Consider the following 25,144-nt stretch of genomic DNA (forward strand, 5'->3'; position numbering starts at 1 on the left):
GGGTAAAACAGAGGATTTAATTCGGGATATGTGCAGAAGCTTAGAATAAACAATGGTGCACATTCTGATTCGCTAGGTTAATAGATTCCAAATGCCAATGCCGCCATGACCGCAACAACGAGCCAGCCCATCACGAGTAAGGTGCGCGAATGTTTGTAAGTGCCCATTAACCGCGATTTTCCACTCGCAATCAGCAAAATAGCCAGCGCAACGGGCAAAACGAAGCCATTCAATGTTCCCACAAAAACCAGAACTTTCACCGGCTTGCCGATAATTGTGAATATGGCCGTGGAAATGGCGATGAAAATAATGGTCAATGCAGAATGATATTTTTCCAAAAACGGATGAAATGAACGCACAAAAGAAATCGAAGTGTAAGCCGCCCCGACCACAGAAGTAATGGCCGCGCTCCAAATCACCAAACCAAAAATCTGCCGTCCCGCCGATCCTGCGGCTTGTTCGAAAATGGAAGCGGTTGGGTTTTCGGGATTAATGACGGCACCGGACAAAACGACGCCTAATGCTGCGAGGAACAGCAAATAACGAATAACAGTCGTGATCAAAATGCCTGTCGCAGCACTCCGATTTACTTGCGTCAACGAAGCCTCGCCGCTAATCCCGCTATCCAGCAACCGGTGCGCGCCCGCAAACGAAATATATCCACCAACCGTCCCACCGACCAATGTTACCGCCGCCGTCGCGTCAAATGTTTCGGGTAAAATGGTGCGATGCAAAGCTGCGACCAGCGGCGGATGTGATGTAAATGCAATATAAAGGATCAAAACAATCATTAACATGCCGAGCACGCGACTGAAAATATCCATCGCTTTTCCAGCTTCTTTGAATAGAAAAATCCCAATCGCAATTGCCGCGCTCAAAACCGCCCCGACTTTCACATTCATTCCGGTCATGGCCTCCAAGCCCAAACCAGCTCCGGCCACATTGCCAATGTTGAATGCAAAACCGCCGATTACAATCAGGAAAGCCAGCAAATAACCTAGTCCAGGAAATAGTTCATTGGCCAGTTCCTGTGCTCGTTTTCCCGAAACGGTGATAATTTGCCAAATGTTAAATTGTGCACAAAGGTCAATGATGACCGTCAGCAGAATGATGAATCCGAAACTGGTGGCAAGTTGCTGCGTAAAAACGGTCGTCTGCGTCAGAAAACCCGGTCCAACTGCCGAGGTTGCCATCAGGAATGCAGCGCCTAGTAATGCTTTGGAGGATTTGTTGCTTGCCATTTTGATATCAAATTTTAACCAAATCCACCGCCACCCGGCGTTTCGATAACCAGAATATCGCCTTCCTTCGCTGTCAAACTGCAAATTCCGGGTAATAGAGACGATTCATCTCCGCGAATCAACGTGTGCACGCCGCATTGCCCATTTTCCCCTCCATTCAATCCATAAGGTGCGTATTTTCTATGTTGTCCCATCAGAGTCACTTGCAATGGTTTCAGAAATTCGAATTTCCGCACAATGCCGTCGCCGCCGTTGAATGTTCCTTTTCCACCTGAATTTTTTCGGATGCCGAATTCCAATAAGCGAACCGGATATTTGCGTTCCAATTGTTCGGGATCAGTAATGCGCGTGTTGGTCATGTGCTGGTGCACTGCAGACCGGCCATGAAAGCCCGGCCCAGCACCGGTTCCGCCGCCTATGGTTTCGTAATAACCAAATTGCTCGTCGCCGAAAAGGAAATTATTCATCGTTCCCTGGCTGCACGCCGCCAATCCGAATGCTTTGAGCAATGTATCCACCAACCGCTGGCTCACTTCCGTGTTCCCACCGACCACAGCTGGACACTCAAATGGATTGTCAGAAAAGTCAGGATGCAGAAAACTGTTATCGGGCAGGATAATGTCCACATTTTTCATCAAGCCATCATTCAGCGGGATTTCTTTGTTTACCAAAAGTCTCAACACATACAAAATCGCACTGTACAAGATCGAAATATTTGCATTGAGGTTGTTGGGATGCACTTTTGAAGTTCCTGTGAAGTCGAAAATCTGTTTTTGAGGGAAGATTGAAACAGCCACCTGAATGCGGTGACCGTCGTCCAAAAGCTCGGTTGCTTTAAAAGTTTGGCCGTGAAGCGATGTTAATGCTGCTTCCAGCTGCGCAACAGCATTTTCTTTTAGTAACCGCATGTATTTCCGCACCGTTTCCAATCCATGCAAGTCTACCAATCTCAACATTTGCTCGCTTCCTTTCCTTAATGCAGATAATGCAGCGATAATGTCGGCTTCATTGGACAGGAAATGCCGGGTAGGATAGGGTCCTTCGGTGAAAAGGCGGCGAATGCTATCCCATTGAAATACATTGTTTTTAATCAAATATTGAGGCAAAATAATAACGCCTTCCTCGGCCAGACAAGTGGCGTCGGGTGGCATCGAGCCAGGCGCTTTGCCACCGACTTCGGCATGGTGCGCGCGGTTGATCACATATCCAATGCAAATTTCGTCTTCCGTAAAAATGCCCGAAATCAATGTAATATCAGGCAAATGCGAGCCTCCGTATTTCGGATGATTTGTAATGATCACATCCCCCGGACCAATCTCAATCGCATCTTTCACCAGCCGCCCGCAAATGCCCATGCTGCCCAAATGCACCGGAATATGTTGCGCATTCACCAGCAACTCGCCATCCTGATCCAGCAACGCACACGAAAAATCCAGCCGCTCCTTCACATTCACCGAAAACGCAGTCCGCTGCAACTGAACGCCCATTTCGTCCGCGATGGATTTGAAACGGTTGGTAAAAAGCTGCAATGCAACTTCCTCGCTTTGTTTTTCGGCTATAACCTGCGTTTCCGAAGTCTTAAAAGCAATGGCGTCCTTGCTGTTTTGAATGATCAGTTTCCAGTTTTTCGGGATGTAGGCTGTGGAAGTGTTGTTTAATAAAATCGCGGGGCCAGTAATTTGATCACCCGCCGAAAGTTGATCCCATTCGAAAAGGCTTGCCTCAGTGTCATGATTTGCTTTTTCAGTTTCAAATGAGTTAGTTTTAAATAAAGGACTAACGCTTCTTGATGCATTCGCTGAACTTCCTTCCTTAATAATCGTTTCTGGTTTAATAGGAGCTGCTTTCTCTTGAACCATTAACTTTAAACTTTCCAATTCAACCGTCAGATTCGAAGGATAATAGCCAAACTGTGCCGTGTAAAGTTTTTCAAAAGCATTTAATGTCTCAGCGCCATCATAATTCACTTCGATCGTATTTTCCTGTCCTGCAAAACGGAGATAAACATAGCAAAATGCAGTCTCAAACACATTAACAGCTTGATTTTGTAGTTTTTCAGCGCCTTCTTGCAAAAGCTCATTTTTCCAATGTTCAATTTGATCCTTCGCTTCGCGCCATGGGAGCAAGATTTGTTTTGAAACAATGGTGCTGATCAACGCCTCGCCCATTCCCACGGCACTGAAAAGTCCGGCGTCATAAGGAATGATCACGGTTTGAATATCCAGCAAATCGGCCAGCTGGCAACTGTGCAAACCACCCGCGCCGCCAAAAGTGATGAGCGCAAAATCAGCAGGGTTAATGCCTTTTCCAACGGAGATTTTCCGAATCGCATCAGCCATTTTCTCATTGGCAATGCTTTCCAGGCCAGATAACAGCTCTTGAAATGAAAGTGAGTTTCCAGTCCGTGTTTCAATGTTGTTTTGCAAAGCGGCTAGCGCCGCCAAAGCCGCATCCGCCCGAACTGGAATGCCAAATTTAGAGGCATCCAGTTTTCCCAAAAGCAAGTTCACATCCGTAATCGTAAGTGGCCCACCGGCTCCATAACACGCAGGTCCAGGCGAAGCACCCGCACTCTCCGGCCCGACTTGCAATGAAAATCCATCAAACCAGCAAATAGAACCGCCTCCCGCCGCAACGGTTTCAATCGCCAATGTTGGATTATGGAATTCAATCCCGTCAATTTCGGTAATGTATTTCAACTCTGGCCCTCCGTCGATCAACGCCGTATCGGTGCTCGTCCCGCCCATATCGAATGTGATCAAATTGGAGAACCCGAGGCGTTTTCCAGCATTAGCCGCCGCAACCATCCCACCGGCTGGCCCGCTTAATAAGCTATCTTTGGCTCGGAAGCCGTTGACTTTCGACAGGCTCCCGGTGCTGGTCATGACTTTCAGGCTGCCTTCTGCAAGCTGGATGCTGCCCAACGCATTTTTTATATTGGTCAAATATTGATCTAAAACCGGATCGAGATACGCATTTACCACGGCCGTTTGCGTGCGGCGCAGATAATGGGAGAATGGGAAAAGTTTGGACGAAACGGAAATGTATTTCGCTCCAATTTCTATGAATGCTCTCTCAACCAAAAGCTCATGCGCATTGTTTTGATAGGAGTGTAACAGCGAAACAGCAATAGAATCTGCGCTATTTGAGATTGCTAATGCTGTCAAACTATCAGCCCTCAAATCTTGAATTACAATTCCCGAAGCATCCAACCGTTCTTCGACTTCCAGAACTTCGGAATAAAGCAATCTCGGTTCGGGAATGTCGAGTTGAAACAGGGAAGGGCGTTGCTGATTACCGATGTAAAGCAAGTCTTTAAAACCTTTGGTAACGATTAAAAGTGTTTTAGCTCCTTTTCTTTCGAGTAAAGCGTTGGTTCCTTTCGTGGTGCCGAGCCGCATTTCCAGCGCTGGTAATGTTTTATTCAAAGGCGTATTGGTCAAAAGCCGGGCTGCCAGAATAGGAGCTTCTTCGCCCGTAGTGATCTCAAAATCAACTGGTGTTTCGAATTGGAGATTGTCGGTCAATTTAAGAATGCCCGCTTTGCTATCTATATGTTGAATGCGGCTCTGTTTGCCTGAACCAATTATTTCGAATGCGTAACCTCGCAGAAGATTTTCATCGAAAGACCAATTGGTGGAGAATTCAAAAATGTTTTCCCCTACCTTCCTCAAAATTCGTCCACGGAGACAGCTCGAACTGAGGACTTTGATGCGGGTCTTATTGCCTTGCGGGTTGGTAGCGAGACAGTCGGTAAACGTACCGCCGGTATCAATCCAGATTTGCCATTTGATAATTGAAGTGACCAAATAATAAGCGGATTAAATGATTTAACAGGTTAATGAGCATTTTAGTCAAATGGTTGCCCGAGACTAAGAATCCTATTCTTTCTTTAAAGTCGGATTTCCAAAACTAACAATATATGAGTTTTACAGGAAAAAACGGTAGTTCAGAAATAACTAAGAGGAATAGTTTGGTGCTGTTCATATACGTTATCGTTAAGTGGACAGTCATCGGCTTTGCTGGCATTTACTTACAAGAATTATGGTGGTGGAGAAATTGGTATTTTGCTCTACCAATTTGTTTAGTGGCGATTATCTATGCACGAAAATATCAAAAGGGGAAATTGCTGTCTACAACGAGGCTGAAAGGAATTCCCCGATTATATATTTCTAGTCCCGATTCCACTGTAATTATGGGGTGTGAACTATCTATTTTCCCAAGCAAGAAGCAATTAAACGACTGTCTGAAAAAGATCAATCATGCTCATCCATTAATAGCCAATATTGTTAAAATTGATGAGTCGAACGATGCTTACTTTGTCGATGTTGACACCGATGCATTTGAAATAATACAATACAAAGGGCAATCTTATGAGACGATAACTAACAACCATTTGAAAGAGGAATGGAAGCTTGAAAGACCCCTTATTAAATTTATTGTCAATGAACTGAGCGGAGATAGTTGCCAAATAATAATCGTTGCTAATCATTGTATCTGTGATGGGAAGTCGATGGTATACTTGTTAGAGGATATTGCTGCCTATCTATCAAGAGGATTTATACCAGTGGCTAATGAATCAGTAACACTCCATCCAAGGCATTTAAAGACGAGGCACTGGTTAATTGTAGAAAGATTGCTTTTGTCATACATGAATTTGAAAGTGAAAAAAAGTTCTTTCAAGCTATCTCAGAGAGTACTTTCCGAGGTCAGTACGGCTTATTGGAAGTGCCACCAGCCTAAATTTCAGTCGGTTAGTTTTGATAAATGCTTGACTACTAAGATTATCACTGCGGCGAAAGAAAGCAAAGTTTCTGTAAACACCTATCTTACCTACATGTTATACGAAAGTCAACTAAAACTTTCAGAAAAAGCATCTCAGGAAGAAATTATGATTTCCGTAAATCTAAGAGATATGTTGGCCAAAAGCCCAGGAAGGCAGTTTGGCTACTTTGTCACCGGAGTGAGGATTAGCCTGGCTGGATTTGTAAATGTATTAAAGTCAGATACTCTAAAATATTTGCAAATCTCAATCCAGAGAAAACTGCAACCTAAATCGATTTCACAGGGTCTATCAGCTTATTTCTTAAGCCCGATTTTTCTTGATCTGGTTCAGCTAAATAAATTCGGATTTCGCAGCGACAGAACAATTCAGAGGTTTATAGCAAAAAAGGGAGCGAATAAAATCGGACCTGCTTTTGCTTTTACAAATCTAGGGGTAATAGAGATAAACAAAAACTGCAAAGATATACTTTCCGGATTTCTGCCATTGGTTCTGGTACTTGATAACATAGAGAAATATGTGAGTGCCTTTACTTATAATGGAGAGCTACAAGTAACGGTGTGCTATGACAGCGCACTAATCTCTAAGACCTACATAGATTACTTTCTTAGAAATTTAACGGAATTGCTACCTTAAAATCTATTCGCAGGATTTACTGGTACTAAGCAACCCCTTCCAAAAAACCCCGCTGATATTCCCTCGGTGACTTCCCCATGATCTTCTTAAAAACTCGATTAAAATTGGTCACATTATCAAATCCAGTCTGATAACTCACATCCGAAAAGCTGTCAAACTTTCCAGAGATGATGATTTTGCAGGCTTCGTTGACGCGAACTTCGTTGAGGAAACTGATGAAGGTTTTGTCGGTGTGTTTTTTGAAATAACGGCAGAAGGCTTGGGGGGTGAGGTTGGAGACTTCGGAGATTTCGGCAAGGGAAATGTGCCTTTTGTAATTCGTGACCAGATATTGGAAAATTTGGTCCATGCGGATTCCTTCGACTTCGGAAATGATTTGTTCGCTGTTGTTAGTCGCCAGCGGTTTGATGTCCCGGATTGTGGAGAACAAATGCAGGAGCGAAATGAACGACGCGACCCGCATGCTGTCTTTGTTTTGTTTTAATTCTGAAATCGTTTTTTGGACGATGAGCAATGCGGATTCCGGAATCTGGTAACCATTGTGCAGGCCGTCCACAAATTTCCTAATGCTGTTCATTTCGGGCAGGCTCAGAATGTTCTGGTGCAACTGCGTGGGATTGAAAAAAATGGAAACGGAATGTATTTGCTTTTTCTCTTCGGGATTGAAATAGGCTTCGTCGTTTTTGAAAATATGCGACTGATTGGCACCGATAATATAGACTTCGCCCGACTCAAACCTTTGCATATAATTCCCGGCGATGAGGATGCCGGAACCTTCCACCACCCACTCAATCTGAACTTCCCGGTGCCGGTGCAAATGATTGTAGTAATGCGGCAAAATGTCTTCCTGCACCACAATGGTGTGCTCCTTGGAAACCGGAATAGTGAATTGAACGACTTTCATTGAAATGGTGCCTGAGATATAATGATAAGGCTTTTGTTTTAAAACAAAGAATCCCGGGCGCATGAATAGTAGCACCCGGGATTCAATTTAAGCCTCGTTTTTTGAATTATTTACTCAAAACCGCCTGCTCTTTAATTACTTTCATATTGCCTTTCATCAATCTCCAGTGACCGGGGAATGTGCAGACATATGGATAATCGCCAACTGCGTCAGGCACCACGAATTTCAGGCGGAAAGTCTGTCCCGGATTCACAAGCGGCGTTGCGGCCAACACTTGTGGAATGTTCGGAACGTAGTTTTTCTCAGCGCCGTCTTTTGCAGTAATCATTTTGTCAGCAGCTGCACCAATGATTTCAGTTGATTTTGGTTTTCCAACGACAACATTATGCTGCATGGCATCCGGGTTTTCGAAAACGAGTTCAATCGTTTTACCTGCAATGGCAGTGAATTCGGTTAAGCTGAACTTCATTTCCTCGCGGATCGCTTTGATTTGAACCACCTGAACATTTGGGTCAACTGCGACATCTTCTTTAATGCCGTAAGACTCCATCAATGTCGTGAAACGAGCGCTCAAATCTTCCGGGAGGTCGCCTTTAACAGAAGCCAGCAATGTTTTGCCTTCGTCGCTGGCCGTTTCCTTACGTTTCGGATTCCATGCGCCGACGATTCCTTTGAAAATTGCATTGCGACCTTGCGGATCAAGGGTTTGCGCTGTTTTCATCAGTTTCAAAACATCGTCACCGCTTGCATATGAAGTGTAACCGCGCGTTGCGCGCTCCAAAGCAAAATCCGACAGTTTATCCATGCGCTTCACTTCGAAGCTTTTGCTCATGGTGTTGTTTTTGTTTTCATCCTTCTCAGGAACTACATTGTCAACGTCCACAGTCGCAGTGATATTCACCTTGCCCGACTCATCCGATGTAAAGCCGAAACCTGATTTCCAAGGGCCATTATTTCCCTCAGTCAGTTTTACCGTTTCACCTGGCGCGATGCCATTGGTAAGCTGGCGGCTGATGTAATTGGTGTTCAAAGAACGGCTTCTGATGCCTACATTCACAACCGGAACCAGCTCTTTTGGAACCGCCACTGTGCCTTGATTTGTAATCTCAATCACCACGCGCGCATATTCACGAACGTAAGGTGTTTTTGGCTCGATCGTAATGTTTGTAATGGCCAGTTCTGCCGATCCTTCAACGGTTGGCTTCGCAGCTGCGGCGTGCGCGCTGTGGTCCATGTTGCTGTGATCCATCGCTTTATCCGCATTCGCTTTTTGTGTTAACGCGGTTGCAGAAGACGCTTTGCCAGCACGTTGCGCCAGATATTTTTCGCGCAATTTGCCATCTTGTGCATTTAAAACCGCTGCAAAAGCATCCGGCATCCAGCGATCTTCGGGCTGTGCAAAAGTGTCCATCAATCCCAAAACCGCAGTTTCAACTTCCGGCGTGTAAGGAATTTCGGAGAATGCAAGCAGCGAATTCAAAACCACAAGCGGTGCTTTGTCGTGCAATGCATCGGCTGTCAGCAATGTCTGCGCAGTTGCAGGATTGCGTGGCAACACCTGAACGGCCGTTTTGCGCACGTCAGCAGATGGGTGTTTCAATGCTTCCGTCACAGCAGCTAAAACCTGCGGATCTTCAATGGCTTTCAGGCCGTGCAATGTCCACAAGGCGTGAATGGCAGCGGTGTTCAGGCCAACTTCGTCAACTGATTTGTCTTTAACCAGCTCTACCAATTTCGCCGTAACATCTTTCTGGCCGCGTTCCACCAAAAGGCGTTGCGCGTGACGGCGCCATAGCATATTGGTGTTTTTCAATGTTGCAACCAGCTCGTCCGGGCGGTCTTTGCTCAAAACGATTGGCGTATATTTCGGCGCGTTTTTCCAGCCAATGCGATACAAACGACCGTGTGTAAAATCACGCAAATCGGTTTCATAAGCATTTCCTTTTCCGTTTTCAGACCCTTTTGGCGTCGGGTTATGCTGGATAATGTAGCTATACCAGTCAGCCACCCACACCGCGCCGTCCGGACCCACTTCTGCAAATACAGGAGCAACCCATTCGTCGGCACCAGCCAGCAAATTGAAGCCTAATGCATCCTCAAAATCGGTTCCCTTCCGAGTCATGAAATTTTGGTGCAGAATGTGTCCCGTAGGCTCAGAAACGAATGCAACATTGTTCCAATATTTTTTTGGAAATGCTCTTGCTGTGTAAAAATTATGTCCGGCTGCGGCAGTAAATCCGCCAAAAACGTCCACCTGACGCACTTTCGGCGTGATAGGCTGCATGTCTTTGTGCGTATCTGTGCTGCGGCTTCCGTTATCCACTTTGCTTTTGCCAAAAAAACGGTTTGGAATGGCGCTATACCAGCCGTGCGAGTTGTTGGCCGTTGAGCCAAAAAGATCGCCTGCTTCGTTGAAACCAAGTCCCCACGTGTTGTTAGAGGTTTTGGCAACGATTTCCATATCAGTTCCATCCGGCTTGAAGCGGAAAAGTGCCTGTCCGAAGTCCAGAGAGTCTTTGCTTCCGAATTTTCCTTTGAAACCGGAGTAGCCAACCGATCCGTAAACCCAGTTGTCGAATCCATAATGTAGGTTAGATGGTCCTGCGTGCGTATCACCCGTTCCAAAGCCTGAGAAGAGGATTTTCTTTACATCCGCTTTGTCATCGCCATTTGTATCTTGCAAGAAAAGCATATGCGGCGCTTGCGAAACAATGATTCCGCCATTGGCAAAAACTAAACCTGTCGGAATGCTCAAATCGTCTGAAAACTTCGTGAATTTGTCGGCCTTGCCATCTTTGTTTGTGTCTTCACAAATCAAAATGTAATCGCTTCCGCCTGTGTCTTTGCGCTCGTTTGGATAATCTTTTGTGATCAAAACAAACAATCTGCCGCGCTCATCCCAGGTCATTGCGATCGGGTGCATTACGTCCGGCTCATGCGCGAAAACGTCCAATGTGAAGTCAACCGGGATTTGAATGTGCTTTACAGATTCTTCCGGCGACAACGGCAATTGCTGCATTTGTTCGCCTGGGCGTTGCTCGTAGTTAGGGAGTTTAGCTGCGCGATATTCAAAGGGTTTTGGAGCCAAAGCTGCCAATGATTTTCTGGCGTCATCATTAACCGCCCAAAGAATCCCTTTTTCCAACATATCCTGAAATCCAGGAACCGACCAGGTGCGTTCGTCGTGACCATAAGCCGTGTAAAAAATGCGGCCTTTTCCATGCGTTCTCACCCAAGTATAAGGCTCTTTTTGCTGTCCCGGTCTGTCTTTTTCCTGATCTTTCTGGATCAAGCGTTCTGTCAGGACAATATTATCAGGCTGTAACTTTTCGTGCAAATAGGTTTCGTCCACCGTTTTAAATTCTTTCACACCAGCAATCGCAGGGTGATCCGGTTTTGTCCAAACAGGTTGAATAGTGTCCCAGGTATGTTTCCAAAACTGACCACCCATCAGCTTCACGACATCCGGGTTATTGCGGAAACAATACGAAGCGCAGTGAATGGGGATAAAACCTTTTCCGCTCGCCACGTAATCCAGCAATGCTTTCGCTTGCTGCGGCGCGATGGAATCCCAGTTTGCATAAAGCATCAGGGCATCGTATTTGTTAAGTGTCTCGGGATTAAGGTCGTTCAGGTTATCCGTGTAGGTAAAATTGAAACCTTTCGGGCCTAATGCAGCCATGATCTGCGGAACGCGTTCGGCAGGCTTGTGATGTCCGTTGTCTCCCAGAAACAGGATTTCCAGACGCCGCGCCTTTCCGGCCTCACTCTTGGCCGAGGAGCTCTTCACCGACGCATTCTGCGATGAAGGCTGAGAGGCACAGCCCAGCAGGACAATACCAAGTATAAAGGATAACGCTTTGGTTTTCATTGGGTTTGGTTTGTATAGAGACTTTCCAAGTCTTTAAGACTTGGAAAGTCTGTTATTTGATTTATACGTTTTTAAAATCCGGCAACTGTATCAACGCCCCGCCTTGCAATGCAGACTCATGCGCTAAAATCCCAACGCTCGTCCAGTTTGCCGATTGCCATGCATTCGGGAAAGGTTCGCGGTCTTCGATCAATGCCGTGATGAACTCGTGTGCCAAATGTGGGTGCGAGCCGCCGTGGCCGCCGCCTTGTACGAATGACAAATGCGCATTTTCATCCAGGTTATAAACGCCTTTTCCGGTGAAATGACGGATTTCCTCTGGCAAATAATGTGCGTAATCAGGTGTTGCCACTTTCTCCGCGATCTCGTGCTCCGGTTTTTTAGCCGTGTGGATCACAGGATCTTCACCTTCGATCAATGGCCATTCAAATGATTTCTTGCTTCCGTAAACCTCGAAACTTTCTCTGTACTGACGCGCCACATCAAATAACGAGCGATAGACATAAGCTGATAAGTCGCTGTCCTTAAATTTAATATGGGCAGATTCAACTGCAAAAGGAGAGTTGTGAATTTTTGCAAGATCTTCACTAATTGTCCCTGATCCAAAGCAGGAAACATATTGCGCTTCCAATTTCAGAAGTCCCGCAACGGGGCCCACGCAATGCGTTGCATAGTGCATAGGAGGCAATCCAGGCCAGTAATCAGGCCAACCTTCCATGTCTTGTTGATGACTTGCTTTTAAAAATTGCACCTTTCCTAACTCACCTTTTTCATACAATTCTTTTACAAAAAGGAATTCCCGCGCATAAACAACGGTTTCCATCATCATGTATTTTTTGCCCGATTCTTTGGTCGCTTTCACGATTTCGATGCAATCCTCCACGCTCGTCGCCATCGGCACCGTGCAAGCTACGTGCTTTCCAGCGCGCAATGCCTTCAATGTTTGCTCGGCGTGATTGGGGATCGGGGAGTTAATGTGCACTGCGTCTACATTCGGATCATTCAAAAGGTCATCGTAACTTGTGTAACGCACTTCGATGCCATATTGATCGCCCACTTCATTCAGTTTTGACTCTGTGCGCTGGCAAATTGCGTACATGTTGGCATTGGGATGTTGCTGGTAAATGGGGATAAATTCGGCTCCGAAGCCAAGTCCAACGATCGCAACGTTAATTTTTTGAGACATATTTATTACTAGGTTAATGATCTGGATTTTGGGTAATACAATTTTAAAACAAAATAGTGCTAAAAACTTTACGTCTTTTGATTAGTACTGACTCGATTTTGACCTGTTTTTTGGCGCAAGGATGATTTCTTGCAAAATATAGATACAAATTGTGAATTTTATGATCAGACCTGCCGTATCAGAAGATGCTCCTGCCCTGGCTCCGCTTATCATTTTAGCATTAGGCCACATTGCCTGCATATTCGCCCAATCCGACGATCCTAATGACGCCATTCCGCTTATGAAGCAGTTCATTGGAAGCAAAGGCAATCAATATAGTTATGAAAATACATTGGTGTATGAAGATGAAAGTGGCGTCATCGGCTCTATTGTGGGTTATGACGGCGCTCGTTTGCACAAGCTGCGTGAGCCGGTTTTGAAAGTGATCAGAAAGTCTGATCCCGATTTTTCGCCCAATGATGAAACGGAAGCGGGCGAATATTATATTGATTGCGTGAATGTTAATCCAGCGCATCAGGGGAAAGGAATTGGTAAAAAACTGCTTAATGCATTTTGTGAGCTTGCCGCAACGCAGCATTTCAGCCGCGTCGGGCTGATTGTGGATCATGTGAATCCGGATGCTAGAAAGATCTATGAAAAAGTAGGTTTTCAGGTGGTTGGTGAGAAGGATTTTCTGGGGCACACGTATGATCATATGGTGCGGGAGATTTCATTTTAATCAAAAAGTATTAGAAATCTATGAAACAACGACTGGTTTCGCTGGACGTCCTGCGCGGGCTCACCATTATCCTGATGACAATCGTAAACAATCCGGGCGACTGGGGCAATGTATATGCGCCGCTCTTGCATGCAGAATGGCACGGTTGCACTCCCACGGATCTGGTTTTCCCAACATTCCTGTTCATCGTCGGAGTCTCAATCGTTCTGGCAACGCCTCAGAAAACTTGGAATGTGGCCGTTTTGCAAAGAATCATAACGCGGGCATTGCGGATATTTTGTCTGGGTTTGTTTTCAGGATTCTTCATTCGCATTCAAATGTTCGGTCTGGAAGGTCTGCCATTATTGGGTGTCAGGCTGCTTATCACAGCGATCATTGTCGTGGCGCTTTTTGCGGATTATGATAAAAACTGGCAGTTCTTAGTTGCATTTTTCATCTTCCTAGTGATGATGATCCTCGCTTTCGGCGGATTTGAGCCATTTAACACCGTTCGGATTCCGGGGGTATTACAGCGGATTGCGGTTGTTTATTTGATTGCGTCTTTACTTTATTTACGAACCGGCTGGGTTACGCAGGCAATTGTTGGTGTTGTCATTTTATTGGTTTACTGGGCTGTCATGACCCTCATTCCTGTTCCGGGAGTAGGCGATGCGAATTTGGAAAAAGGGACTAATCTGGCTGCTTGGTTAGATAACTTGCTGTTGCCAGGCCATTTGTGGGCCACTTCAAAAACCTGGGACCCAGAAGGGATATTGAGCACATTGCCGGCGATAGGAACGGGGATCGCCGGTTTGCTGACGGGAACATTGTTAAGAGCTAATTTTGACAAAAATCAAAAAGCAACTTATCTGCTCATTGGAGGCATCGCTGCCATTGTGGTGGGCTGGGGTTGGAGTTTTGTATTTCCGCTCAATAAAGCACTTTGGACGAGTTCATTTGTCTTGTACGCGGCTGGCTGGGCACTCGTATCTCTTGCGATTTTGTATTTTATCATTGATGTAAAAGGCTATGCAGGCTGGACTATATTCTGGGTCATTTTTGGGGTTAATCCAATGGTCGTATTCTTCTTTTCAGGAATGATTTTCAGAGTTTTGAATGCTATTAAAGTCGATAACCCTGCCGATCCGGCCTCAGGGCAGATGGAACTTGTTCCTTATTTGTATAAATATCAGATCAGTCCTGCATTTGCCAATCCTATGAATGCTTCTTTGGTCTATGCGCTTCTTTATCTGATATTGTGGTTTGTGATTTTATGGCTGCTTTATAGAAATAAGCTGGTGTTTAAGGTTTGACTTTCTTAAAAGGAAGTGATGAATTTTTGTCTAAATTGCTTCTTTAAAAATTTTTAATAAATCACATTTTTCCTGAATCCATGTCTCAACCGAGCAGCTCTCAACGAAGAACATTCATAAAAACCAGCGCATTGGCCGTGGCTGGAATAGCCGTTTCAAAATGGTCATTTGCAAAAAGTCCTGCTGATTTCCCCGTCGTGCGCGTCGCAGCTGACAAGCGCAGCTTCACCAGCCCGGCAGTAGAAGCCACGATTACCCGCATGAAAAAAGTCATTAAAGACCCGGAATTGGCCTGGCTTTTTGAAAACTGCTTTCCGAACACCATTGACACAACCGTCCATTACAAGCCCATCGATGGCAAGCCTGATACATTCGTAATTACAGGCGACATTGACGCCATGTGGCTCCGCGACAGCACAGCGCAAGTTTGGCCCTATTTGCCATTGCTCAAAGAAGACGCGAAGTTGAAGGACATGGTCGCAGGCCTCATCAACCGCCAGACCAAATGCATTAATATTGATCCCTATGCCAACGCATTTTACGACCGCCCAAAGGAAAGTGAATGGACAAAGGACGTGACGGACATGAAACCCATGCTCCACGAACGCAAATGGGAGCTGGATTCACTTTGCTACACGGTCAGGCTGGCTTATAATTATTGGAAAATAACAGGCGATACAAAGCCATTCGATGCCGATTGGACGAAGGCAATGGGACTTATCCTAAAAACCTGCAAAGAACAGCAACGCAAAGACGGTCCCGGTCCGTACAAATTCGGCCGCGTAACTTCCTGGTCTACGGATACGGTTCCGGGGAATGGTTATGGAAATCCTATTAAACCAAATGGCTTGATAGCGAGCACATTCCGACCTTCTGATGATGCGGCAATGTATCCGTTTTTTGTTCCTTCTAATTTCTTTGCAGTCGTTTCTTTTCGGGAAATCGCTGAGCTTTTGGAGAAAACTGGCGGAGAAGGAGCTAAGCTCGCAGGCGAGTTCAAGGCATTAGCAACCGAAGTTGAAAATGCCCTGAAAAAGTTCGCAGTGTATACACATCCGGAATTTGGAAAGATTTACGCGTTTGAAGTGGATGGGTTTGGAAATTATCTACTCATGGACGACGCAGGCATCCCAGGCTTGATCAGCTTACCGTATTTGGGCGCAATGTCGGTAAAGGACCCAATTTACATCAATACAAGAAAATTCGTGTTAAGCGATTCCAATCCATATTTCTTCAAAGGAAAAGCAGGAGAAGGACTAGGCAGCCCGCATACATTGGTCAACCAGATCTGGCCCATGGGCATCATCGCGAGAGCCATCACATCTACGGACGATAAAGAAATTGAAGCCCAGCTAAAACTCCTGAAAAACACCCACAACAACACCGGCTTTATGCACGAATCCTTCGACAAAGACGACCAGTCGAAGTTTACGAGGAAATGGTTTGCTTGGGTTAATACTTTGTTTGGGGAGTTGATTTTGAAATTGGAGAAGGAGCGGCCGCATTTGCTGGCGAAGGTTTATTGAGCGCCGCTGGGCGTTAGACTTCCCAAGTCTCCAAGACTTGGGAAGTCTTTTCAAATGTGTTCAAGAATAAAATCAGCCGGAACATTTAATTTTTTGTAAAGTGCTTTTAAAAAATGAATATCCGGCTTTTGCTTACCGCTCAAAATCATAGAAAGCTTTACAGGCGTTACCCCGAGCGTTTCAGCAATATCTTTTTGTTTGAGGCGTAATTCGTACATGCGCAATTCAATCATGCCCTCTAGGGTTTTTGGTGCAGAAATCGGGTAGGTTTTAAGCTCGTACTCTTGCAAAGCGAGTCCAATCTGCGAACGTTTTCTTTAAATATGCTCGTCTGAGCAACTGTTCGGTTTTCAGATAAGTATTCTACTGCCGATTCGTATAATGGACATGGTTTTGATTACAGAATCAAAAATTAATGGGTTTAATCAAGCGGGCGCAGCATTACTAACACTCACATTAAAAAGTGTAGGAAATCGTAGCCATGAAATTTCTCGGCGCTCCTGGAAAAAGGCGCAAATAATCATATCCACCAACCCAGTAAGTCTTGTTTGCCAGGTTGTTGAGATTCACTTGAAACTGGAATTTGTCAATCTTGTAATATATGGCTGCATTCAGCAACTCGTAACCCGGCAATGTTTGCGTATTGTTTAGCGATAAATTCCTTTCGGTTACGAAATTGGCTCCCAGTCCAACTCCCAAGCCGCTTAATGCTTGATTTAAAAAAGTATATTTAGTCCAAATGCTTCCCTGATTCTTGGGCGCATTGGGTTTTTGCAGATTCACAAGGACTTGATCCGTTGCTTTTGAACCGGCGTCTGTGATTTTGGCATCGTTATAACTGTAAGCGACGATCAGGTTCCAATTTGGCAGAATGTTTCCGGTTACATCAAATTCAACTCCTTTTGCTTTTTCCGAACCAATTTGCTGCATAAGGTTTGGATTTTCAGGTGCATTGGCGGAATACAATGTGTTGGATTGCTCAATCTGATAAACCGATGCATTGGCAGTAACGCGTCCATCCAGCCACTCTGTTTTCAAACCAGCTTCATACAAGCTGCTGCGGATTGGGTCAAATGGGCCGCCGGATAGTGGATCGCTTTGCACGGTGGCGTCTTGCGGGTTGTAACCCTTGGTGTAAGTTCCGTAAATGTTTATGTTGTTTGTAAGCGTATACACAGCGCCGATTCGCGGCAGAAACGCATGTTGGGTTACATTTGTCTCGTTATTTTTAGTGTAATTCTTCTTGTCAACGTAAGTGTCGTAACGCAGGCCGAGCAGAATTTGCAAGCGGTTTAGCTTCAATTGTTCCTGCAAATAAAGGCCGTGCAACTTGTAAAAAACGGGAGTTGTAGACGCATTCGTAACAACATTATAAATGTATTTGGAAGGATCTTCCATATTGTTATTCTGCTCGGTGAGGTCGTAATGCGTGATATTAGGCTTTGGAATGCTCCTGGTAACGCCGTTTTCTGTGTAATCATAAAACACGAATTTTTCGGGCGTTTTGGCATTGTATGCGGCTGCGCCGCCTGCTTTCAGTAAATAACCGTTTGCAGTTTGTTGTCCCGAGCCTTTTGGCGTTACAGATTGAATGTAATCATAACCCACAACCAGCTTATGCTCAGCAATTCCGGTGCTGAAATTATGGTTGAAAAACAATGATACATTGTCCATAAATGACTTCGTTTTTCTTATAAAAACCTGTCTCGCAACCAGATTTTCAATCGCTTTTCCAGCCGAATCAATGCCATTCACATTGCTGCTTCTGTGTTCGAGCAAATCCTCGGAATAACCTGTGCGGAGATAAGCAATGTTGAAAGATGTGTTTTGGGTAAACTGGTGATTTAATGAGGTCGTAATCAGGTAAGTTTCTTCGTTCAAATAATCATTCACCGCATTCAGCGACGTCTTGATCGAACTCGAATAAAGATCATTGCCTTTTACAGATTGTCCGCGATCGAGCCTGCTGTTTGAGCGGTTGTATACGAGGTCAAAATTGATGCGGGTTTTGTCAGTTGGCAGGAACGATACGGACGGCGCGACGATAATGTTTTTATCAAATTGCAGATTCCGGAATCCCTGCGCATTTACATAACCCAGGTTAAGGCGGTAAAGCAATGTTTTGTCTTCGTTCATAGGTCCGGTAAAATCGGCCAATGTGCGCAATGTGTTGAAACTTCCGGTTGTAAACGTCAGCGATTTCTGTGGAGTTGTAAGCGGCTTTTTGGTCACACGGTTGATCGTTCCGCCTGGTGAAGTGTTTCCGTATAATGCTGAGGCAGCGCCTTTAATCACTTCCACTCGTTCCAGATAATTCACCGGGGGCTGTTTCCAAAATCCCGAAAATGTCCGCAAACCATTCACAAGCTGCGTTGTGCTGCCGCCATTCATGCGGAAACCGCGAATGGTCAGGTCATCGTAAAAGGTGAATTGATTTACGCCACTCATGTTTTTTACGGCATCGCCCATCAGGAATGTTCCCTGGTCGCGCATTACTTCTTTGGTAATATAACTGATCGCCTGCGGCACGTCCTTAATTGGTGTGGCCGTTTTGCTGGCGATGAAAGAGAGGTCATTTTTGTAAGTTGTTTCCTTGCGGCCAGTGATTTCTACGGTTTGCAATTCCTGCGCATCTTCGGTCGCAGTCAGTTCGAGGGTTGCCGTTTCGTCCGCTTTTACGGAAATATTTTTTTCAATGCGTTTGAAACCAACGCCTGTTCCAATCAACTGATAATTACCCGGAGTAAGCCCTGAAAATTCAAAGGAACCATCAGCCGAAGTGACGGTTCCTTTTCCTGTTCCTTTCAAAATAACATTAACCGACTCAGCTGGCTGCTCCGAACCATTCTTAATTGAGCCTTTTATATTGCCAGTCTGCGCATGAGCTGCCGCGCACAGCAGCGTAAAGCATAATAGAAGTTGTAAACGCATATATATGGATGGATAAGAGGACTTTTGATTTGTCGAGCAAAAGTAATCTTATTTAGACTAATCCAAAATAATGCATTTGGAAAATCACATACTATATACGCAGATTGCGAAATTCATTTTAAATGTTCAATTTTTTCTATTAATTCTGCTTTTCAGGCTATGCGTTGAATGCGGGCCGTTATTTGGATAAATTGGATTTGATAAATAAAAGTCCATCGCGCATCAACTGTTCTTCTGACTCGAACATTTTTCGCCAGATATTCGCAACCGGAAGTTTTGGGCTAAAGGCCTCAATGCTGATCCAGCCGTCATAACGGATGTCGCTAATCGCCTGGAAAATTCCATCCCAGTCCACATTCCCTTTTCCCGGCGTAGACCTGTCGTTTTCTGAAAGCTGGATGAACGAAATGCGGTCGCCTGCTTTGCGGATTGCGTCACCAATGTTCTTTTCCTCAATGTTCGCGTGAAATGTATCAAACATGATCTTGCAATTCGGGTGGTTCACTTCGTCCACAAAGCGGATCAGTTCGTCGCCGCAGCTTGTCAGATAAAGCTCAAAACGGTTTAAATATTCCAAACCCAATGTAATGTCAAGCGATTCAGCATAATCCGCCACTTCGCGAATGCCTTCAATGCCCCATTGCCATTCTTCCGGAGTTGCCGGTTTACCAGTAAAAACGCCCAATGCAGAATGATAAGGGCCCATCAACTTGGTTGCACCCAAAACCAGTGAGCAATCCAATGCGCTTTTTAAATGATCAATGGTGTGTCTTCGCATGGCAGGATTTGGACTGATCAAATGCTCATTTGGGCCGCAGATTGTGTCCGTTTCACATGCGAGTCCGAGTTCATCCAGTTTTTTGCGGAAGCCAAACCAATGCGAAGGATCGGTGTTAAAAATCGGGACTTCCACGCCATCAAAGCCAATTTCTTTAATCAGTTCAAGCGTTGGAAAAAGACTTTCATCTATCTGGTTTCCCCAAAGAAGGAGATTCATACTGTACTTCATCAATGTAATTTTTTAAGCGTCCCATTCATTATTGCACACAATTTTACAACAAAAAGCCACCTTACTGTTCACCTGTTTTGATTATTATCGGTCACATATTGACAAATCAAAGATTGCGCAAAAGCAATTTGAAATAAAATCCGGTTAACCTCCTGCAAAAAGCACAGAAAAGGCAGCATCAATCGCGAGATCAATGCTGCCTTTTTAAGGATTCCTTAATAATGAATCTATTGCACTCGGCTGAAAATCATTTGGTTATTGTTTTCATAATAGAGCACCAGCTTGTTTGTTTTCAGGTCATACAAATTCACATTCGGCAATGCATTTACAAACAGATTTCCCCAATGTGTCTCTGCGCGTTCTGTTCCGCCGCCGCCCATTTGAATTGTATTTTGTTGAGCGGTTTCGTAAAAGCCAGTCAGAATATTCGTTGATGTTGTGCCTTCCAATTCGCCTTTTTCCTTAAAATTTAAGCTGATAGGCATTTGGCCTCTTGCTAACGCAGGTTTTTGGATGGTGTCAGAATTTTGCACTATACTTTGAAGCTCCCATTTGCCGGTAAGCTCCACATTTGTATTGATTGTAGTCGTTTTTCCACAACTTGATAACAAGAAAACACAGATTAGGAATGTTGATTGAAGGACAATTTTTCTCATGACGCTTTACTGCTAACGATTAAATAGATAGGGAACATTACTTGAAGGAAATGCCTGAAACAGGATTTACGGGTAACATTTCGTTGTAAAAATTATGCCACTGGTAAATCACACCATTTCTCAGATCCGCACATTCCGTTTATTACAACGCGCACAACGTAAAATTCTTTTGCCGTTTGATCATTGATTATTCCAACCATCATCGTGAGTAGAAATCACTTCTAATCGGATTTTGATTGCTATTCGTTATTTTTACAAGATTATAAGGTAAAATAGGGCAGGTTTCATGAAGGCACCAATCCATAAAAACATCGAAAGTCAGGTCAGGACAGTGACGATTCAGGAGCTTAAAGCGCCTCATTTCGATCCTAACTGGCATTTTCATCCGCATTATCAGTTGTTCACAGTTCTGGAAGGAACGGGCAAGCGGCTGATTGGTGATTCGGTGCAAACTTTCGGTCCGGGGGATACGGTTTTCCTGGGGCCTGATGTGCCACACCTTTGGCGGAGTGATGCGGCCTATTTTGAGGCTGGCTCGCCCTTGCAGACGCACGGTGTTGTTTTGTATTTTCAGGAAGATTTTTTGGGAAAAGATTTTCTGGACAAACCTGAAATGCTGGCCTTAAAGCAGCTGCTGATGGATTCCAAACGCGGAATTGAATACAAAAATGAACTCAGAACTCACATTCGAGCAGAGCTGATGTCTATCATGCATTCGGAAGGTTTCCAGACTATTTTAAGGCTGCTGACATTGCTTGATAAGCTTGCGCATGAGGCAGGCGGTTCGCCCATTTCGAGTTATGGTTATGTCAACACATACAAAGTTTCGGAAACCGAGCGCATGCAGAAGGTGCACAATTACGTGCTGCAGCATTTTTCTCAGGAGATGCGGCTTGGCGATGTCGCCTCGCTCGCAGGCATGACGGAGGCGGCTTTTTGCAGATATTTCAAAGCCAGGTCAAACAAAACATTTATTGATTTTGTAAACGAAATCCGCATTGGCCACGCGTGCAAATTGCTGCTGGAAGACAAGTGGACGATCGCCCAGATCGCTTATGACAGCGGATTTGATTCTTTATCTAACTTCAACAGAAATTTCAAAAGATACATCGGGCATACGCCGAGAGAATATAAAGGAAATTACTGACTCAATTTTTTCAATTGCCCCGGGCTTAAGCCCGGGGCAATTGAAAAAATTATCCTTTAACATAGTTTGTCCCATATGGGCCGCGCTGCGGCCTTGAAAGTGTTGCATTGGCTTCTTGGTCGCCGATATATTCTTCCTTTTTTGGATCCCATTTCAGTTTCCGGCCCAGCTTCATGGCTGTGTGCGCAATTAAGCAGGCTGAACAGGAACGCTGAGCAATTTCGACGTGACTAACCGTTTCTTTGCCATTCTGAATGCATTCCAGCCAGTTTTGGTGTTGCTCAGGACTTTCGTATAAGTGAACTTCATCCGACTGGATTACCGAGCCAAGGATTTTGCTGTTGCTTGCGTAAAATGCTTTGTTTTCAGCCGCCGAAGCCGCAGCGACTGGATCAGAAGCTGTTACGCCTACATTTCCGCGCGAAACAAAGATCCAGCCATCCGTTCCCTCGAACTTAATACCGTTCGGATTGGTGCCGCCGATTTCCATTTCAACGCCATTGGCATATTTTGCATTAACCAGAAAGTCCCCGTGCACATTCCAAAGACCCGAGCCTGCGGCTGGGAAAGTGGCTTTTCCGTCGATTTCAATGGGGCCGGTGAGTTCTGTGTCCATGCCCCAATGTGCAATGTCAATGTGGTGCGAGCCCCAGCCCGTGATCATTCCCGCGCCGAATTGCTCCAAACGCAGCCAGCCCGGACGGTCATTGATATCGGTTTGCGAATGCACGCGGTCCAATGTATAATAGACCTCGGGAGTCGAGCCGAGCCACATATCGTAATTCAAGTTCGCCGGGACAGGCATTTTTTCTGTGTTACCACCAGCAGGATCGCCGGGAAGACCGACATAAACTTTTTTCAGCTGGCCGATGCGCCCGTTTCGCACGAGCTCACAAGTCCGTTTGAACTGCGGCCAAGGGTTCATAGACCGCTGCTGGCTCCCCAGCTGGAAAACAACCTTCTTTTTCTTGATCATCTCAGCCATCATCCGGCCTTCCTTGATCGTGAGCGAAGTCGGTTTTTGCATGTAAATATGCTTTCCGGCCACGGCCGCCTCCATTGCAGGTTGCGCGTGCCAGTGATCCGGCGTGCTGATGATCACCGCATCGATTTCTTTATTGGCCAAAAGCTCTTTATAGTCGTCATACGCCTTAACATCGACGTAATTTGCCTTTCCGGTTTTGTCCGCATATTTCTTTTCAATCCACGCTTTTCCTTGTGCCAATCTGTTTTTATCCAGATCCGCAACAGCCATCACGTGTGCGACTTCGTTCTTCAAAATTTCGGGAAGGTCATGTCCCGTTGCAATGCGTCCAATGCCGATCTGGCCGATATTAATCCGGTTGCTAGGCGCATATTTGCCAAAAACACTTGCCGGAACGATCGCGGGGAACATGGACGCCGCTATAATTCCGGCAGTTCCGCTAGCGGCACTTTTCAGGAATGACCGCCTGTCCTGATTATTTTGTTCGGTTAAATTTCTCATAAAAGCCAGGAAATGTGATGATTGAATTTACTTTTTACGCACTTCATCCGTCGGGCTTGTTGCATAAGCCTTGCTGTAATCCCTTGATTTTTGGGGTCCAATGGCAAATTCAATTGCGCCCAAAATGTGCTTTCGCAAATCCTCCTGCTCATAATCTTCTTTTTGATGCCCCAGGGAAGAATAAAACGCTCGTCCGCCGTCATACTCGTGCCACCAGACAGATGGAAACACGGTTCCAAATGTGTCCAGCGCTTTTCCAGCCGGTTTTTGAATGGTGGAATGATCGTTCACTGCGAGCACATTCAAATTCACAGCCATTTCTTTTACAAAATAAAACTCGTCCGTTTTGCGCTCCCATTTGGCTGGCAAATGCGCTAAAGCAGGGTTTTTCGAATCAAGAATGTTGACTGAGAAGCTTTGCCCCGGTTCATGCCAGAAAAACGTCCCGCCCAGCATGTCCTTAAACCAGCGCCACTTCCGCTCCGTCCCCGAAGCCGAGTGCAGGCCAACAAAATTTCCGCCAGCCTGCATATAGCGCATTAATGCAACGCGCTGCGCATCCGTGTCGAAGACATCATTATTTGTATTTGAAAAAAACAGCACATCATATTGTTTCAAATTCTCATCCGTAAACTTCGAAGGATCATCCGTCGCTTCCACCGCAAAGCCGTGCTGCTTCCCCAAAGCCTGAATCGCCGCCACGGAAGCCGCAATGTTATCATGCACATAACCCTTGCCATTCTTGGTATAAACCAGAACTTTAACCTTATTCCATTTGATTTTTTGGGCGAAGCCGTTTTGGAAAATGGAAGTCAAAATCAAAAAAGTAAAGAGAAGTCGAATCAATTTGAAAAACTTATGTTGGTTCATGGGGTTAAAATTGAGATGATTAATGTCTATGACGCAGAATTGAATTATCGCAATTCGTCAGGCTTTTCGCGACTGGCCAGTAATCTGGCGTTGTCCCTAGTTACAATTTTCTTCCCCGTCTTTGCCTCTATTTCCTTTCGTGTGTTTCCAGCAATACTTCCGCCGGCATTTGCAATTTCTTTACTTTCATTATAGCTGGCAGGACGTTTTTCCTTTGAGATTTCAGTGGTCGTTGCTTCTGCCAGCATGTTGAGGACTAATTCGAGATTTGTCATATTATCTCTCAAATTTTCTTTTTGGAGATTCTTAAATTCTTTGTATTCCCTAACTGTTTTCTCACTCCACGCTTGCGTGATAATGTCTGTCAATGTTGCAAACTCTTTACCTGTTTTAACGCCGCGATTCTCCCATTCATCAGTTAATTCTTTCCTAATTTCAATGCTTTTAAGACGTTGATTGATCCATGCTTTGCTATAACCCTTTTGCAAATAAGTTTTCATTGCTCGGTCAAAAGTAAGTTCTGGGTTTTCCGTCTCGTTAATCCGCTCATTTCCTACACTAGCAAGCCACAACTTGAATGGCTCGGCCTTGGGCGATGGGATTGACTGGATTAGCCTCAACACTTGTTCCGTGTCCGCAACATCGGTCAGGTAAGCTTTTCCGTCGGCAGCGGTCATTTTCAGTTGACTACAGACTGTAGTCAACTCGCTCCCTTCTTTTTTTAAGCGTCCCTTTAAGACACTCCAGTATTTTCTCGGATTTGGGCTTTCTGTTAAAATGCCAACAATGTCAGTGATCGCAAAAAACCATCTTTCATGGTCAGCATCCCAATGGCTTCTAATTCTTTTTTGATCAAACATTTTAATTTTCCCTTCCATAGCATGTGTT

Annotated in this window: 17 protein-coding genes; 5 read left to right on the forward strand and 12 right to left on the reverse strand. The window is 45.1% G+C overall.

The window, feature by feature from the left end; translation table 11 throughout:
- Positions 1–77: 77 nt before the first annotated feature.
- Positions 78–1,241, reverse strand: a complete 1,164-nt coding sequence (locus LZG73_RS20795) for an NRAMP family divalent metal transporter (RefSeq protein WP_233854238.1) — start codon at positions 1,239–1,241, stop codon at positions 78–80.
- A gap of 14 nt (positions 1,242–1,255) precedes the next feature.
- On the reverse strand, positions 1,256–5,050 hold the full coding sequence (locus LZG73_RS20800) for a hydantoinase B/oxoprolinase family protein (RefSeq protein ID WP_233854239.1): 3,795 nt from the start codon (positions 5,048–5,050) through the stop codon (positions 1,256–1,258).
- 113 nt (positions 5,051–5,163) lie between these two features.
- Between LZG73_RS20800 and LZG73_RS20805 the strand changes: the two genes are divergently transcribed.
- Entirely contained in the window at positions 5,164–6,660 is a 1,497-nt protein-coding gene (locus LZG73_RS20805; RefSeq protein WP_233854241.1) for a hypothetical protein, read from the forward strand.
- Positions 6,661–6,685: 25 nt separating this feature from the next.
- Here the strand turns inward: LZG73_RS20805 and LZG73_RS20810 are convergent, their stop codons facing one another.
- From LZG73_RS20810 to LZG73_RS20820, 3 genes are all read right to left on the reverse strand, one after another.
- On the reverse strand, positions 6,686–7,564 hold the full coding sequence (locus tag LZG73_RS20810; protein WP_233854243.1) for an AraC family transcriptional regulator: 879 nt from the start codon (positions 7,562–7,564) through the stop codon (positions 6,686–6,688).
- Between the two features lie 106 nt (positions 7,565–7,670).
- Entirely contained in the window at positions 7,671–11,435 is a 3,765-nt protein-coding gene (locus LZG73_RS20815; RefSeq protein ID WP_233854245.1) for a PVC-type heme-binding CxxCH protein, read from the reverse strand.
- A gap of 61 nt (positions 11,436–11,496) precedes the next feature.
- On the reverse strand, positions 11,497–12,621 hold the full coding sequence (locus LZG73_RS20820; RefSeq protein ID WP_233854247.1) for a Gfo/Idh/MocA family protein: 1,125 nt from the start codon (positions 12,619–12,621) through the stop codon (positions 11,497–11,499).
- A 160-nt stretch (positions 12,622–12,781) separates the two neighbouring features.
- Here LZG73_RS20820 and LZG73_RS20825 point away from each other — a divergent pair, with 160 nt between their 5' ends.
- The 3 genes from LZG73_RS20825 (at position 12,782) to LZG73_RS20835 (ending at position 16,157) form a co-directional block, all read left to right on the forward strand.
- Positions 12,782–13,339 carry a GNAT family N-acetyltransferase gene (locus tag LZG73_RS20825; RefSeq protein ID WP_233854249.1) on the forward strand — a complete coding sequence of 186 codons (558 nt, stop codon included), beginning with the start codon at positions 12,782–12,784 and terminating at the stop codon, positions 13,337–13,339.
- Positions 13,340–13,359: 20 nt separating this feature from the next.
- Complete coding sequence (locus LZG73_RS20830) at positions 13,360–14,631, forward strand: acyltransferase family protein (protein ID WP_233854250.1); 1,272 nt, start codon at positions 13,360–13,362, stop codon at positions 14,629–14,631.
- Between the two features lie 80 nt (positions 14,632–14,711).
- Complete coding sequence (locus LZG73_RS20835) at positions 14,712–16,157, forward strand: glycoside hydrolase family 125 protein (protein WP_233854251.1); 1,446 nt, start codon at positions 14,712–14,714, stop codon at positions 16,155–16,157.
- A gap of 50 nt (positions 16,158–16,207) precedes the next feature.
- Here the strand turns inward: LZG73_RS20835 and LZG73_RS20840 are convergent, their stop codons facing one another.
- The 4 genes from LZG73_RS20840 to LZG73_RS20855 form a co-directional block, all read right to left on the reverse strand.
- Positions 16,208–16,447: a helix-turn-helix domain-containing protein gene (locus LZG73_RS20840; protein WP_233854252.1), complete on the reverse strand. Its 240-nt coding sequence runs from the start codon at positions 16,445–16,447 to the stop codon at positions 16,208–16,210.
- Between the two features lie 166 nt (positions 16,448–16,613).
- Positions 16,614–19,088, reverse strand: a complete 2,475-nt coding sequence (locus LZG73_RS20845) for a TonB-dependent receptor (RefSeq protein ID WP_233854253.1) — start codon at positions 19,086–19,088, stop codon at positions 16,614–16,616.
- A 178-nt stretch (positions 19,089–19,266) separates the two neighbouring features.
- On the reverse strand, positions 19,267–20,097 hold the full coding sequence (locus LZG73_RS20850) for a sugar phosphate isomerase/epimerase (protein ID WP_233854254.1): 831 nt from the start codon (positions 20,095–20,097) through the stop codon (positions 19,267–19,269).
- Positions 20,098–20,324: 227 nt separating this feature from the next.
- Complete coding sequence (locus LZG73_RS20855; protein ID WP_233854255.1) at positions 20,325–20,753, reverse strand: META domain-containing protein; 429 nt, start codon at positions 20,751–20,753, stop codon at positions 20,325–20,327.
- Between the two features lie 286 nt (positions 20,754–21,039).
- On the opposite strand from LZG73_RS20855, the gene LZG73_RS20860 reads away from it, so the two are divergent.
- On the forward strand, positions 21,040–21,900 hold the full coding sequence (locus LZG73_RS20860) for an AraC family transcriptional regulator (protein ID WP_233854256.1): 861 nt from the start codon (positions 21,040–21,042) through the stop codon (positions 21,898–21,900).
- Positions 21,901–21,949: 49 nt separating this feature from the next.
- Here the strand turns inward: LZG73_RS20860 and LZG73_RS20865 are convergent, their stop codons facing one another.
- The 3 genes from LZG73_RS20865 to LZG73_RS20875 are packed head-to-tail and all read right to left on the reverse strand — an operon-like array spanning position 21,950 to position 25,134.
- A complete protein-coding gene (locus LZG73_RS20865) occupies positions 21,950–23,386 on the reverse strand; it encodes a Gfo/Idh/MocA family protein (protein WP_233854257.1) in 1,437 nt (478 codons plus the stop codon).
- A gap of 27 nt (positions 23,387–23,413) precedes the next feature.
- Entirely contained in the window at positions 23,414–24,256 is an 843-nt protein-coding gene (locus LZG73_RS20870) for a ThuA domain-containing protein (RefSeq protein ID WP_233854259.1), read from the reverse strand.
- Between the two features lie 44 nt (positions 24,257–24,300).
- Entirely contained in the window at positions 24,301–25,134 is an 834-nt protein-coding gene (locus tag LZG73_RS20875) for a Bro-N domain-containing protein (protein WP_233854261.1), read from the reverse strand.
- Between the last annotated feature and the right edge of the window lie 10 nt (positions 25,135–25,144).

Source organism: Dyadobacter sp. CY326 (assembly GCF_021390515.1).
In the GTDB taxonomy this organism is placed as follows: Bacteria; Bacteroidota; Bacteroidia; order Cytophagales; family Spirosomataceae; genus Dyadobacter.

Bases quoted from the DNA above. Each gene is read 5' to 3' on its own strand.
- LZG73_RS20795 (WP_233854238.1), bottom strand. From the start codon at position 1,241: ATGGCAAGCAACAAATCCTCCAAAGCATTACTAGGCGCTGCATTCCTG.
- LZG73_RS20805 (WP_233854241.1), top strand. From the start codon at position 5,164: ATGAGTTTTACAGGAAAAAACGGTAGTTCAGAAATAACTAAGAGGAAT.
- LZG73_RS20810 (WP_233854243.1), bottom strand. From the start codon at position 7,564: ATGAAAGTCGTTCAATTCACTATTCCGGTTTCCAAGGAGCACACCATT.
- LZG73_RS20815 (WP_233854245.1), bottom strand. From the start codon at position 11,435: ATGAAAACCAAAGCGTTATCCTTTATACTTGGTATTGTCCTGCTGGGC.
- LZG73_RS20820 (WP_233854247.1), bottom strand. From the start codon at position 12,621: ATGTCTCAAAAAATTAACGTTGCGATCGTTGGACTTGGCTTCGGAGCC.
- LZG73_RS20825 (WP_233854249.1), top strand. From the start codon at position 12,782: ATGATCAGACCTGCCGTATCAGAAGATGCTCCTGCCCTGGCTCCGCTT.
- LZG73_RS20830 (WP_233854250.1), top strand. From the start codon at position 13,360: ATGAAACAACGACTGGTTTCGCTGGACGTCCTGCGCGGGCTCACCATT.
- LZG73_RS20835 (WP_233854251.1), top strand. From the start codon at position 14,712: ATGTCTCAACCGAGCAGCTCTCAACGAAGAACATTCATAAAAACCAGC.
- LZG73_RS20845 (WP_233854253.1), bottom strand. From the start codon at position 19,088: ATGCGTTTACAACTTCTATTATGCTTTACGCTGCTGTGCGCGGCAGCT.
- LZG73_RS20850 (WP_233854254.1), bottom strand. From the start codon at position 20,097: ATGAAGTACAGTATGAATCTCCTTCTTTGGGGAAACCAGATAGATGAA.
- LZG73_RS20855 (WP_233854255.1), bottom strand. From the start codon at position 20,753: ATGAGAAAAATTGTCCTTCAATCAACATTCCTAATCTGTGTTTTCTTG.
- LZG73_RS20860 (WP_233854256.1), top strand. From the start codon at position 21,040: ATGAAGGCACCAATCCATAAAAACATCGAAAGTCAGGTCAGGACAGTG.
- LZG73_RS20865 (WP_233854257.1), bottom strand. From the start codon at position 23,386: ATGAGAAATTTAACCGAACAAAATAATCAGGACAGGCGGTCATTCCTG.
- LZG73_RS20870 (WP_233854259.1), bottom strand. From the start codon at position 24,256: ATGAACCAACATAAGTTTTTCAAATTGATTCGACTTCTCTTTACTTTT.
- LZG73_RS20875 (WP_233854261.1), bottom strand. From the start codon at position 25,134: ATGGAAGGGAAAATTAAAATGTTTGATCAAAAAAGAATTAGAAGCCAT.